The following is a 13,901-nucleotide window of genomic DNA, read 5'->3' on the forward strand; positions in this document are numbered from 1 at the left end:
GTGTAATCCGGCGATCAGAATTAAGCGCCATGGTGTACCTGTGCGTTGAGAAGCATGCAGCCGGATGGCCGACCTGCATTGTCTCAATTTCCTGCAGGAATCAGGAAGCAGAAATCCTCTAAACTGTGCGATAGCCATTAGCCCGTGCGTACAATTCACCTGGGTGCGTAAAGCGATGTGCTGATCCGCAGGTTAAATCTCAATATCGGTTGGGCCGCCGGTGAGGAATACCCGTGCCTGCGCCAAATACGCCCGCATCGACTGTCATCCCCCGGCCGCAAATCCTCACCAGCCGAGCATTGGCTGCGGTGGAGCGATTCAGCCACATCGAAGCCCTCAGCGGCGTCGTACTTGTACTCGCCGCTATCGCTGCAATGCTCTGGGCCAACAGCTCGCCCAGCCTTTCCTATGAAACCCTCTGGCACACCCCAGTCGCCATCACCATCGGATCCATTAGCGTGGGTCAGTCGCTGCACTTCTTGGTCAATGACGGCTTAATGACCATCTTCTTTCTCGTTGTCGGAATGGAGATTCGTCAAGAGATCCAAGACGGCGCTCTGTCGAACGCAAAGCTGGCAACGCTCCCGTTAGGTGCGGCACTGGGTGGTGTGCTAGTCCCTGCAGGAATCTACCTTGCTTACAACATGGGTACGGCGTCTGCACACGGTTGGGCAGTCCCGACCGCAACCGATATCGCGTTCGCCGTGGGAGTTCTTGCTCTGCCCGATGATGAGGATTGCAGCGATGTCGTCGATGATTGCAAGAGCCAGACGATCATGACCGATGTCTTGGAAATGGACGGGCATGAGGTCCAGGCGTTTTGCGAAGCTGATTCAGCCTGGAATCACATTCAGAGCTACGGCTTTAACGCCGATTTGCTGATTACCAACCTCAGAATGCCAGGGACGATCGATGGGATTCAGCTAGCCCCCAACGTACACGCGCTGCTACCACTGATGCCTGTGGTTGTGGCATCCGGGTTCCATGCCGCTGCTGATAGCTTGGACGGTGATCACGTGTATTGGCTACAAAAGCCGTACGGCCTTGATCAGCTGCGGGAGCTTTGTCACAAGCTCACTCCCCACAGCTGAGATAGCGAAGTGGAACGTCCGTACGCTTTGTTGCGTGCCGTCCACTGCTCTATTCAGGCAAGGCTGGGAAAGAAGGCTGGCACCTACAACTGTTTGGCTGAATTTTTTCCTCGGTTCTAAAGCTTGAACTGCCCAACCAGCGTGTTAAACGACATAGCCACCGGTTCGAGATCAGTATCGACAAGAACGTCGAGAAGACTTTCACCGCCGAAAACCTGATCGTGGCCGACGCGAACGCTGCACACATCGATCTGGTGGGTCTTGCCCCTGCCCATGTGCATCCGACGGGCTGACCCCAGAGGCTTGGCAGTGGCCTAGGTCTTGACACGCGTGACTCTTCAGATTTCCATTGCCCTGATAACGGCTGCTTTGGGTCGAAAGCGGTCAGCCACGACCGGCCGCTTTCGACCCATTGCAGCCGGTTGTGACAGGTCTCAACCGACCCAAAGCGGACTGGGTTTCCCCAGCCCGCAAACTATGATCAGCTTTGGCAGAACCGAATTCGATTGCCGAATGGGTCGTAGACTTCCAGCACTTGCCCCCAGTCTTGCTGAACTATATCTGGTCGTCCGTATCCGTAGCGTTTGCCCAGCAATTCGTCGCGCAGCAGTTCGATATTTTGCATCGGAACAAATACGGTCGATCCCGGGCTCGCATCGCCATGATGTTCGGAAAGATGGAGTTGCAGGCCGTTTCGACTGATTCCCAGGTATAGCGGCAGATCTGCTTCAAATCGGTGCTCAAATTCGACGCTGAACCCTAGAAAATCAAGGTAAAACTGGCGCGCCTTGGCTTCGTCAAACATCCGCAATATCGGGATGGCTTTGTCGAAGCTTATAACGGGTTGGGCCAGCTCATAGGGAAGCATCGCAGACGCGGTGTTCCAGTCCTTGAAGCCCAATTGATGTGCTACCAGTTCAAGCGCCGTTGAGTGAGACGCCTCTTGATTGCGCGCCTCAAGCGAGGCACGCAGCCTCTTGGCCATCTGCTTGGCTTGTTCGATTGAAAACATCGTTCCTCCTGTAACCGAGGCATTCTGATGCTCGCATTGCCAAACCTCGACTCTCAAGAGTTGCGACAGGATTTGGGAGGAGAAGAAATGCTTTCACCTTTCCTTTCAGGAGCGAGCGGCGGGCAGCATCAGCCCGCCCAGATAATACACGGCGGCTCCCACCAGCGAAAGTTGTCTCGATTGCATGTCTCCGGCACGAATAATCAGTCTGCTTTGGGTCGAAAGCTGTCGTTCGCAAAGAAAAATTTTGCGGTAACACGCATAGCGATACCTGATGACGGACCGTCAAGCCCGACGCTCGTACGTTAAGTAGTCATTCCTACCGGTGCCGGTGCATGAAAAGCCTGCTGTCTGGTATATAAACTTCGCGGGGTTATCAGGCCGCACGCTTAAGCGAAAATGCCTAAAACCCTGCCGTGCCGCATCGCACAGGTATGCATCAAGCAGCGCCTTTCCCACGCCAAGACGCCGATAGGCTGGCCTTACGTAAACCGAACAAAGTTCGGCGTAGCGTTGTTCGGGCGCCCAGAACCCATAGCCCGCGAACTGACCCTCCATCACAGCGACTGTCAGTCGGTCCAAATTCTCTACCCAAAGCGTCAGGTGGCGCTCCATTTGCGAGCGCCATGCAGCTTCATGACCCGGCTCCCAGCAGCGAATATAGCTCTCCTCACCTAGGTAGATAGCAGGGAGATCAGTCACACAGCCTTGCCTGAGTTGGAGCGTCATTTCATTAGCCGTCGATAGAGTGAGGCACCATGGTGGAGCCCGCGCCTGTCTTCGCAAACCCTCACGGCTAGGTCGTAAGCCTAAAGCAAGCGCTAAGCGTCAGGCGGCATTCGGCCAAAAGCAGCCGTCGTGGACATTCGAGTCTTTGCAACGACAAAACATTCAAGCCCCGAACCCCAACCTAAAGACTAATATGCCTAGGCTTAACTTGGGGTCTGAAGCGGTCACTCACACAGGTTCGGCTTGGGCCACCCCGATCAGGTGCAGTTCGGTGGTGTCTGGAGCGAAGACAAAGTTGTCGGCGCTGAGGGTTTGCGTGTAATCGCCTTTCAGCGATACCTCAAAGCGATGGCCTTCGGTGTCGGCCTGGTTGGATTGCACGTAGGTGCGCTCGGTCGAGGCGCTGTAGCCGACCTTGAGAGTGTGGTCGTTGCCGTTGCCAAGACCGGTGAACCCCAGGGCCGAGACGTCGATGCGGTCCACTGATACCAGCAAGTCGGCGATGATGTCGGCAGAACCGTGGTAGCTGTCGCTGATGCTGCGGTACACGAAGGTATCCGCGCCGGAGCCGCCTGACAGGTAATCGCCGTTGCCGCCCCCAATCAGGACATCATTGCCAGCGTCGCCGTACATCTCGTCATAACCTTCACCACCGATTAACCGCGCCGGTATCAACAAACCGTTAGCGCCCGTTTCCGGAAGGTCGCCGTCAGGATCGGGTATCGAGGGCGCGAAGATAAAGGCGTTATCGGTCGTCCCACGTCCATCGCTCAAGAAACCGACGTCCAGAGTCGTCAGAGAAAAACGGTTGCCGGCGGCGTCGGCATCTAGGGATTCGATGGTGGCCAGGCCGGTGGCATCATCGTAGGCCCAGGTCAGGGTGGTGCCGTGGCCGTTGCCGATACCGGTGAAGCCTAGGGCGGAAACGTCGATGCGGTCGCCCTGGCCCTGGTGGAAGTCCATGAGCAGATCCTGCTCGGCAGTGCCGCTGGCGTCATTGACATAGCTGTCAGTCAGCGTCTTGTACACAAAGGTGTCGCGGCCCTCATTGCCGGTCAGACGGTCAGCGCCTGCGTCCCCCTCAAGGCGATCATTACCGACCCCGCCAATGAGTGTGTCATTACCCCCAAGCCCCACTAGCAGGGCGCCGCTGGCACGCACGGCGGTGATGGTGTCCGAGAGATACGTACCGGCCTGACGACCAAAGAAATTGGCGTCGGTGAGGCTATCCTGGTAGTCGCCGCTCAGGGCGATCTTGAAGCGGTAGCCGTCGGCATCGGCGTCCAGGCTTTGTAGGTAAGTGGTGTCATTACCACCGTTGTAGCTGAGCAGTAGCGTGCCCTTATGGCCATCACCCAGGCCGGTCAGGCGCAGGGCGGCAAGATCCAGCTGGTCATGGGCGGCGTCGAAATCCAGGATGCGGTCATGGGTATCACCGGCGCTGCTGGCGTAGCTATCCTGCCGACGGCTGTACACAAACACATCGTTACCCGAGCCCCCGGTGAGCCGGTCCGCCGCCTGGCCGCCGTCCAGCAGGTCGTTGCCTGCGCCGCCATCGAGTACGTCGCGGCCACGCCCGCCTTGCAACACCTCTTCGCCTGCAGTACCGATCAGGTGATCAGCGCCGTCGGAGCCCAGCAGGGTATAGGCCGGGAGCTTCATCGAGGTGTACAAATGAACGTAATCGGCATTGCTCGCCAGGCCCAGTTGGGTGTGGCTGATCACGTTGCCATAGATACCGCGATAATCATTGCCGTTGGGCTGGACCTGTCTGTCGTCCAACCCATAGGTGGAGTGGCTGCCGCCGGTGATGGTGTTGTTGACCAGATCAAGTGCGGGGTCGGCGCCGGTGGTGACGCCTTGGGCATTGGTGTATTGCCCCACGAAAATTTCTGCGGCCGGGCCGCTCTGGGCGTTGTTGTGCACGTAGTTGCCGTACACCGCCTGGTTGAGAGTACCAAGCAGGGCAATACCTTCGTGACCATTGCCGTATACATCGGCATTGCGCACCGTGCCGGCCTCGTAGCCCTGCACCTGGATGCCCGCACCGCCGTTGTTATAGAACTGGCCGCCGACGATGCCGTACTGTTGGTAACCATTAACGCCATCAGGCCGCGCTACACCTGTGAGCAAAAAGCCATTGCCAGCGTTGTCATGGGCCAGGTTGTTAGCCAGGGTCAGATACGTTGGTGCCCTGGATGCGGCCACCACGTCAAACCCATCACCGCCGTTGCGGTAGGCCTGGTTGTCCGTGAAGTCCATGGAATCGGCGCGAACAGGCTGAGCTTGGAACTGGGTAGAAAAGCCATCGCCGTTGTTGTCATGGGCCAGGCTGTCGGTTACCCGGGAATTTGCTGTGAGCGCCTGCGCGCGAAGCCCGTCGCCGCTGAAGTTCTGAAGCTCAACCCCGGCCACGCTGAACCCGGTGGTATGGGCAGTGCCACCGGCTGCGCTACCGGTGACGATGCCATCTACAATCCCGCTGGTGTGGGCCTTATTGCCGTCCAGTGTCAGGTTGCTGACAGCTGCGCCGCTGGTATTGGCCTTGGCGGACGTATGAATCAGCCCGGCAATATCCGCGCTTGAGCCGTCGGCGAGTTTCAGGGTGGTTTCCCCCAGGCGTTCGCCATTGAGCGAGACATTGCTCTTCAGGGTCAGACAACCACCATCACCGTTGGGGCCGCTGACGATATAGGTACCCTCAGGCACGAACACCTGGCCGCCCCCCGCCTTGGCCGCAGCGTCGATGGCCTTCTGGATCGCCTTGGTGTCATCCGTAACGCCGTCGCCTTTGGCACCGAAGTCAAGCACATTGAAGAGAGTGGCCACGTGAACTCCTTGATAAGTGAAGCAGGGTCCGCGCAACTGCACACTGGGCGGATAAATAATCGGCAGTTTGTTAAGACCCACCACTGGTATTCCAGTTCAAGGCTCGTTATCGCGGTATTTTTTACTCCGCCAAATCCAGCGCCTTGGCGCCAGATCAGCAACGCCTTGATGTCCCCATGGTGTCGAAGACTTTGCCCATAACCGCGAATAAGAAGCTCACTCTCTCACTGGGCGCACGTAGCCGAGAAGGTCACGGAGGCCTGATGCTGTTCATGAGCAGAGCCACTCGTTTTCGGCAGAAATGATCAGTCTAATCCCAGACGGCGCGGCCGTTTGAACATTCGGCCCTAGGCCTATGTCAATTGGTCGATTCATAGGAGCAGATGATCGTCGGCTTTGGGTCGAAAGCGGTCATCCACGGCCGACGGCTATCGACTCAAGCCGCGCTCAGCCCTTCGGCATCTTGCTGCGTCTTCACTGCGCGTAGCGGGGTTTACGTTAAATGCCTATTTTCATCCGGCTGGTGAGATTGCAGCAGGCTGAGGGTTGTTAGTGGCCGGCAACCCGGGCTCCGTTGACCAGTCATAGTCCAACTAACCGGCTGCTTTCGACCCAAAGCAGCCCTTCGTCGTCGGCAGCAGTCGGGCACCCCGCCCATCATCCCTACTGCGTATTACCTGCCTTTTTCTTTGCCCACTCTAAATGAAATCTCTAAATGCATCGCCTGGCTTGCGCAGGGGGCGGAGGGGCGGCTCACGTGTTCCACGCAGCCTTACCTCTCGACGGCCGCCAAGCCCTCCAAGCACTCGTGGCTGTTACTGAATGTGGCCTGCATCAGGCGGCAACTCCAACCATGAGTCTGTCACTCGCCCCCTCTCATGCGTCGAGCGATCAGATATACCGCCAGTCCTGCAAGTGCGGTCGCAGCGCCGATGTAGCCAGTGCTCGTCCAGCCAAAGCCAGCTGTGATCGCCATTCCCCCTAACCACGGGCCTAACGCATTTGCAAGATTGAATGCAGCATGGTTAGACGCTGCCGCCAAGCTAGGCGCTTCGTGGGCTATGTCCATTAACCGAATCTGAAGCGGAGCGGCTAAAGCAATCATTGTCCCGACTAGACCAACACCCAGCATCACCCCCCAGGTCGATTCTGCGGCTAAAGGGAAGAACATCAATACGGCTATAGACCATACGAGAACAACCCCTACCGCACGGAATTGCAAACGGTCAAACAATTTGCCGCCAACGATATTGCCGATGATACCGCCCAAGCCGAATGCTGCGAGCCCAAATGGAATCATCTCTGGGGACGTCCGGGTTACTTCAAGCATCGTCGGCGCTAGGTAGCTGAAAACCGAGAACATACCTGAAAAGCCGATTGCAGCGATGGACAGAGCCATCCAAACCTGAGGTTTCTTGAACGCCTGTAACTCCTTACGTGGATCACTACGGACTTCGTCTCGACGATCAGGAACAAAGAGCCACACCAAGGCAATGGTAGCAACTGCAATGACGCCTACGAGCGCGAACGCCGAACGCCAGCCGAAGAACTGCCCCAGAAATGTAGCTACAGGGTTACCAAGTAGCATCGCTAGGGTTAACCCCATCATCACGCGCGCTACAGCTCCAGCACGCTTATTCGCCGGCACCATACTTGAAGCCACCACTGCTGCAATACCGAAATACGCTCCGTGTGGTAATCCGCTGATGAATCGAAATGCAACCAAGCTACCAAACGTCGGCGTATACGCAGTGGCAAGGTTGCCCACCGCGTAGAGAACCATTAGCAGGATTAAAAGATGCTTACGCAACATCTTGGCACCAAGGATCGCCAACAACGGTGCCCCTACCATTACGCCCAACGCGTAGGCACTGATGGCATGCCCCACTTGAGGCTCACTGAGATGCAAATTGCTGGCGATGTCTGGCATCAACCCCATAATGGCGAACTCACCCGTACCAATGGCGAAACTGCCCAACGCCATGGCAGCCTCCATCTTGACCGCGGCACGCACAGGCAAAACATAAGCGGGTGTTTGCTGGATAGACATATGAAGTGCTCTGATCTTGAAGAAAGAATAGGAAAAATGAGCGCGGATCCACGGTCCGGAAGAGCCTTGAAACCCTCTCCCCGCACCGGTGATGCTTTTACTCAATGAATCGATTACGGCCCGCCATTACGGCAAAGAAGATTTGTAGAACTGCCGCCACCAAAAGCATCCAAAGCGATTCCTGCCAGGTGCCGAAAACGCTGTGAAGCCAGCCTGCCAAGAATGGGCCCGCGGCCCCCAAACCGTAGCCTACGCACTGTGCCATAGCCGAAAGCGAACTTGCCTGGTGGTGATCACGAACGCGCAGACCAAATAAAGTCAGGCATGTGACCATAGACGCACCTGCCCCGACGCCTGCAAACAACAGCCATACCAAAGACATTGAAGGAGCCCACACAAGCCCTGCCATACCGATCGCCACCGCCAGCGAGCATAGAAATCCCATTAGGCGTTGATCTTTCATTCGCTTGATTGCGACGGAAGTGGAAAGGTTAGCCACGACAGCGACCGCTTGATAAGCAAAGAGGTGCAAGCCCGACTGTGATGCCCCTATTCCTATTGAATTTGCCATCGCGGGGTACCAGTCAATCACGGTGTAGAAAGTCACAGTCTGTAAAGCCATAAACATCGAGACTTGCCATGCGATCGTGCTTCCCCAGACTGACTTTGCGGCGTGTGGCGCTGGTATCGCCACACGCCCGCGGGCCTGCCGGAGATGAGGTAACCAGCAAACGATAGCTACGAGGGCGAGGACAAACCACACTCCCAAGGATACCTTCCACGTGTAGCCTGATAACGAGGACAGAGGCGCTGACAGTCCACTCGCAAGCGCAGCCATCAACGCCATAATTGCAGCATAAAGACCGATACACAGCGCTGCGTGAGTTGGGAAGTCCCGTTTCACAAGGGGCACAATGAGCACGTTGGCTGTAGCGATACCTCCGCCGATGAGAAGCGTACCGACCCATAGTCCGGTAGCTGTACCGCTAGACCGGATTAGGCAGCCCATAGCAATGAGACACAGCGCACCAAACAAAGCCTGTTCAAGGCCGAAGCGTCTCGTGAGCCATGGAGCCAGTGGCGACGCAGAAGCGAACATCAGAAGTGGAAGCGCGTTCAGGAAACCCGCGGCAGCCGCACTCAAAGAAAAATAATGTTGCACCTGATCCAATACTGGGCCAAGCGACGTAATAGGCGCTCGCAAATTGGCAGCGATCAGCAGAATGCCGAGCAGCAAGGATGATGCTAATACAGATGTACCGGCCCGAACGGCCGACGAGGAAGACGTCATAGAGACCACTCACAACTTAAGGACGGATTTGCCCTATGGTTGCGTTGGTTGACGTTAACGCTTACGCAAAGCGCTGTAGAGCACAATGTCTACTGGGGAATATACCCAAACGACATCATCTGCTTCAAGCCATGGAACAATTTGCCGCAGGACTTGGCGTCAAGCCCCCTATTCTCCAACCTGTGTACGGATTGTATTCAAGGAGACCTCTAGGCTCGGTCACTACGGCGCATTGATTATCTCTGAACCTTGACATTGAATGTGTGATTCGGGAATTCATAACGGCTGCGACAAATGGAAATATAGCAACTCACCTCATCTGTTCGACCAGCGTAGGGGGTTGCCAAATCAGATAACAGCTGGCACTGAGTGCCGCGCCATTGGCCGTAAGTGGAATATCCGGATGGCTTCGCCCTGCCTAGCTTGCGAAGTCGCATTCTGTTTACGCCCGATTACTGTGATCGGTGACAGCTACACAGTCCATTTCGGCGGCCATGTACTTAAGTAGCCATTTTTCAGGGGGGCAGCTTGTTAGGGGGCTAATCGCAGCTTGCCAAGCACTCGTATCCCTAGATGCTGGGGTATGCGTATGAAAATCGAATTTCTACCAGCGGGCGCCGGCGTATGGCCAAGGCTGACTCATGTTCTCTCCTTGTTGGCCATGCTTAACGGCTTCTTGCCGATAGTGCTCGTGTCCAGTTACAGATAGCACTATGCCGTAATCGTATCGCTCAATCGCCCGATGCGGCTAGATGATTGTCCTAAGCGACGGCGCGCCATGACCTAGTGGGGTTTAAGTGAAACCCTAACTAGGTGGTTTTGTTCTCAATGCATGTCGTGTTTGGGAAGTGTCCAGATCACTCGACCGCGCCCGGTACTTTGCCCAATTATCTCATGCACATTGCCAGCTTAAACCGCGTCATCAACCATTCATGAACGGTGCTCATGGGCCTATACGCGGTTACGGCATAGTCGCTAGCCACACAAGACGCTAAGTTCGGTAGATATACGCACCTATGAAACCGATGCAATGGCGAGCGATTTTACGCGTGCCCCTCTGTTCATGAACAGGCCATACAGCTTTCCTGAGGAATACTGACCGTGGATACGATCGACAGGATGCCGTTGACCCGGCGCGAATTCCTTATCGTAGGGGTAGTCACCTCTGCGACCATTACTCTGCCCCCATTTATCACTGCAAAGGCCAGTGCCGCCAACGCCGCGCAACCAAACAAATCGCAGCTCGTTATCAATATCAACGGCACGACACAGGCGCTTGTACTTGATACCCGAACGACGTTGCTGGATGCATTGCGCGATCATTTGCACCTGACCGGCACCAAGAAAGGGTGCGACCACGGTCAATGCGGCGCTTGCACCGTCATCGCCAACGGCACCAGGATCAATTCATGTCTGACGCTGGCCGTTATGCATCAAGGTTCCAGGATTACCACCATTGAGGGCTTGGGCAGTACCGAGAAACTACACCCCATGCAGGCAGCTTTCATCAAACATGATGGCTATCAATGCGGTTATTGCACGCCAGGGCAAATTTGCTCAGCGGTAGCGGTTCTTGAAGAGATTCGCGCCGGCATTCCCAGCCATGTCAGTGAAAACCTCACCGAAGCGCCGCGACTTGTCGCCCGGGAGATTCAGGAGCGCATGAGCGGCAACATCTGCCGTTGCGGCGCCTATTCGAACATTATCGAGGCGATTACCGAAGTCGCGCAGGAGACCGTATGAGGCCGTTCAATTATCTGCGCCCCGGATCTCCGGCAGAAGCGGCTACCCAGGCCGCCCAATTTGAAGGCGCACGCTTCATTGCCGGGGGTACCAATTTAGTGGATCTGATGAAGCTCGAGATCGAAGCCCCCACGCATTTGATTGACGTGAACGGACTGGGGATGGACACCATTGAGCCCACGTCCGAAGGCGGGCTGCGTATTGGGGCCTTGGTACGCAACACCGATCTGGCTGCCGACGCTCGCGTAAGAAAAGATTACGCGGTGCTCTCTAGAGCCCTGCTAGCAGGTGCCTCGGGACAACTTCGCAACGTCGCGACGACGGCAGGCAATTTACTGCAACGCACACGCTGCCCCTATTTCTACGATACCAACATGGCGTGCAACAAACGCAAGCCCGGCACTGGCTGCGCAGCCATTGGGGGGGTTAGCCGCCAACTCGCTATCATCGGCACGAGCAGTAACTGCATTGCCACCCATCCAAGCGACATGGCGGTAGCGATGCGTTTGCTGGATGCCACGGTTGAGACTGTTCGGGCTCACGGTCGTGTCCGCTCCATTCCAATAGCCGACTTCCATCGGCTGCCCGCCAACACGCCGAATATCGAAACAGCCCTTTTCCCAGATGAGCTGGTGACCGCTGTTACGCTGCCCAAGCCGCTAGGTGGCGCGCATCTGTATCACAAGGTGCGCGACCGCGCATCGTACGCGTTTGCCCTGATCTCGGTGGCGACCATCGTTCAGCCCGACGGAACCGGCCGGGTAGCGCTGGGCGGTGTCGCTCATAAGCCATGGCGCATGGAAGCTGCTGACGCGCTGATGCCAAAAGGTGCCAAGGCGGTCATGGACAGACTGCTCGCCGGTGCCGCTCCTGCTCATGACAATGCCTTCAAGATTGTCTTGGCGGAACGAACACTGGCGTCGGTACTATCCCAAGCGAGGGCTCAGTCATGAAGTTCGATTCGCCGACGGGTGACAATCCGATAGACCAGTTGAAAGTCATTGGCCAGCCCCTTGATCGAATCGAAGGACCGTTGAAGGTTACGGGCGCTGCTCGCTATGCCTACGAGAATCATGAGCCGGTCCCGGACGCTGTGTACGGTTATATCGTAGGTGCTGGTATTGGCAAAGGTCGTATAGCCCGAATACAGACAGACGCTGCGCAGGAAGCATCGGGCGTGCTGGTTGTCATTACCGCAGCAAATGCCGGCCCCCTCGGGAAAAGTGAGTTCAATGCTGCCAGGGCGCTTGGTGGCCCGGACATCGACCATTACCATCAGGCAATTGCGATGGTGGTCGCACAGACTTTCGAGGAGGCGCGCTCGGCCGCGCAGTTGATCGAAGTGGAATATGCACCAGGCCAAGGCCGATTTGACCTGGAGGCTGAACGCCCTAATGCCCAGATTCCTAAAAGCGGGCCCGATACGGACATCGGCCAGTTCGATCAGGCCTTCAACCAGGCGACCGTGCAAGTCGACGTGACGTACACCACGCCTGACCAAGCCCACGCGATGATGGAGCCTCATGCATCCGTTGCGCGATGGCAGGGGGACCAGTTGACGTTATGGTGCTCGATTCAGCTGCTGTCGTGGAGCAAGCGCGACCTTTCGAAGATCCTCGGCGTGCCACCACAAAACATCCGCCTGCTTTCGCCTTACATCGGTGGCGGTTTCGGGGGAAAGGCATCGGTGCTGGCAGACGCGGTCTTGGCATCGGTTGCGGCACGTCAGCTCGGCAAGCCGGTTAAGGTTGCGCTCACCAGGCCCATGATGTTCAACAACACCACTCACCGGCCTGCCACGATCCAGCGCGTGCGCTTGGGTGCCGATAGCTCAGGACTTATCACAGCGATCGGCCACGAAACCCTGTCCGGCAATCTCCCAGGCGGACCGTACGAAAAGGCGGTCACTCAGACCCAAGTCCTATACGCCGGTGCCAACCGCATGACCCGCGCTCGCTTGGCCGTGCTGGACCTCCCTGAAGGCAATGCGATGCGTGCACCAGGAGAGGCATCTGGAATGATGGCCCTCGAGGGCGCCATGGATGAATTAGCAGTGGCCCTGAATATTGACCCAGTCAAACTGCGCATTTTGAACGACACGCAGGTGGTGCCGGGAGAACCTTCCCGGCAATTCTCGACACGCGAGCTGATCAAGTGTCTGGAGATAGGCGCGCAGCATTTCGGCTGGGATCAGCGTTCGTCCGCTCCAGGCAGCCAGCGCGATGGTCGCTGGCTGATAGGCATGGGCATGGCCTCGGCGATTCGCGGTAATCCCATCCGCGATTCCGCGGCGCGCGTGCATTTGGATGCTCATGGCCTCATCACAGTCGAAACCGACATGACCGACATCGGTACTGGCAGCTACACCATCCTCGGGCAGACAGCCGCCGAGACTCTGGGTGTTAGCCTGGACAAGGTGGTGGTTCGCCTGGGTGATTCTAACTTCCCTACGTCGGCAGGCTCCGCTGGCCAGCGAGGTGCTAACTCATCCACCTCCGGAGTGTATGCCGCCAGCATGAAGCTGCGCACGCTTATTGCCGAAACGATCGGTATCGACCCCGCCACTGCGCAGTTCACGGATGGCCAGGTGCGAGGCGGCGGCAAAAGCATGTCTCTTGCAGAAGTCGCTCGCCACGGCACGTTGATGGCCGAAGATATCCTGGAGTTCGGCAAGGCCCGTGAAGAGCGCGAGCACCAGACCTTTGGCGCGCATTTCGTTCAAGTCCGAGTCGATGCTGCAACCGGGGAGGTGCGTATTGACCGCATGCTGGCCGTCTGCGCTGCCGGTCGCATACTCAATCCCAAGACCGCGCGCAGCCAGATCATTGGCGCCATGACCATGGGTGCCGGCGCGGCGCTGATGGAGGAATTAGTGGTCGACAAGCGTCACGGTTTCTTCGTTAACCACGATCTTGCCGGGTATGAAGTACCGGTGCACGCCGACATTCCGCATCAGGAAGTCATTTTCATCGACGAAGTAGATGCTTACTCATCACCGATGAAAGCCAAGGGCGTAGGGGAGCTTGGCATCTCAGGTGTCGCTGCGGCCATTGCAAACGCTGTCTATAACGCCACTGGAGTTCGGGTTCGGGAATATCCAATCACCTTGGACAAATTCCTTGATCACCTGCCACCGATTGCTATCACCTGAGAGGC

Annotated in this window: 9 protein-coding genes and 2 pseudogenes; 5 read left to right on the plus strand and 6 right to left on the minus strand. The window is 57.0% G+C overall.

Features of this window, described 5'->3' with window-relative positions:
- Positions 1–233 precede the first annotated feature (233 nt).
- A pseudogene (locus SLW75_RS26895) lies at positions 234–722 on the plus strand (Na+/H+ antiporter NhaA); the annotation flags it as partial.
- Positions 705–1,091: a response regulator gene (locus SLW75_RS26900; protein WP_410935977.1), complete on the plus strand. Its 387-nt coding sequence runs from the start codon at positions 705–707 to the stop codon at positions 1,089–1,091. The pseudogene SLW75_RS26895 and the gene SLW75_RS26900, both read left to right, overlap by 18 nt.
- A gap of 481 nt (positions 1,092–1,572) precedes the next feature.
- On the opposite strand, the gene SLW75_RS26905 is transcribed toward SLW75_RS26900, so the two are convergent.
- The 6 genes and pseudogenes from SLW75_RS26905 to SLW75_RS26930 all read right to left on the minus strand — a co-directional run.
- A complete protein-coding gene (locus SLW75_RS26905; RefSeq protein WP_410935934.1) occupies positions 1,573–2,103 on the minus strand; it encodes a glyoxalase superfamily protein in 531 nt (176 codons plus the stop codon).
- A 285-nt stretch (positions 2,104–2,388) separates the two neighbouring features.
- Positions 2,389–2,832 carry a GNAT family N-acetyltransferase gene (locus SLW75_RS26910; protein WP_410935935.1) on the minus strand — a complete coding sequence of 148 codons (444 nt, stop codon included), beginning with the start codon at positions 2,830–2,832 and terminating at the stop codon, positions 2,389–2,391.
- A 228-nt stretch (positions 2,833–3,060) separates the two neighbouring features.
- Complete coding sequence (locus tag SLW75_RS26915; RefSeq protein WP_410935936.1) at positions 3,061–5,661, minus strand: M10 family metallopeptidase C-terminal domain-containing protein; 2,601 nt, start codon at positions 5,659–5,661, stop codon at positions 3,061–3,063.
- An 862-nt stretch (positions 5,662–6,523) separates the two neighbouring features.
- Positions 6,524–7,711 (minus strand): MFS transporter, encoded by a 1,188-nt coding sequence (locus tag SLW75_RS26920; RefSeq protein WP_369317933.1) that lies wholly within the window; start codon positions 7,709–7,711, stop codon positions 6,524–6,526.
- 97 nt (positions 7,712–7,808) lie between these two features.
- On the minus strand, positions 7,809–9,002 hold the full coding sequence (locus tag SLW75_RS26925) for an MFS transporter (RefSeq protein ID WP_369317932.1): 1,194 nt from the start codon (positions 9,000–9,002) through the stop codon (positions 7,809–7,811).
- A gap of 451 nt (positions 9,003–9,453) precedes the next feature.
- Positions 9,454–9,645: pseudogene (locus SLW75_RS26930) on the minus strand (hypothetical protein); the annotation flags it as partial.
- 476 nt (positions 9,646–10,121) lie between these two features.
- Here SLW75_RS26930 and paoA point away from each other — a divergent pair.
- The 3 genes from paoA to paoC are packed head-to-tail and all read left to right on the plus strand — an operon-like array spanning position 10,122 to position 13,896.
- On the plus strand, positions 10,122–10,745 hold the full coding sequence (gene paoA / locus SLW75_RS26935) for an aldehyde dehydrogenase iron-sulfur subunit PaoA (RefSeq protein WP_369318162.1): 624 nt from the start codon (positions 10,122–10,124) through the stop codon (positions 10,743–10,745).
- On the plus strand, positions 10,742–11,698 hold the full coding sequence (locus tag SLW75_RS26940) for an FAD binding domain-containing protein (RefSeq protein ID WP_369317931.1): 957 nt from the start codon (positions 10,742–10,744) through the stop codon (positions 11,696–11,698). Before paoA ends, SLW75_RS26940 begins: the two co-directional genes overlap by 4 nt.
- Positions 11,695–13,896, plus strand: a complete 2,202-nt coding sequence (gene paoC, locus SLW75_RS26945) for an aldehyde oxidoreductase molybdenum-binding subunit PaoC (RefSeq protein WP_369317930.1) — start codon at positions 11,695–11,697, stop codon at positions 13,894–13,896. Before SLW75_RS26940 ends, paoC begins: the two co-directional genes overlap by 4 nt.
- Positions 13,897–13,901 lie beyond the last annotated feature (5 nt).

The organism is Pseudomonas sp. W5-01 (genome assembly GCF_046540435.1).
Taxonomy (GTDB): Bacteria; Pseudomonadota; Gammaproteobacteria; order Pseudomonadales; family Pseudomonadaceae; genus Aquipseudomonas; species Aquipseudomonas graminis_B.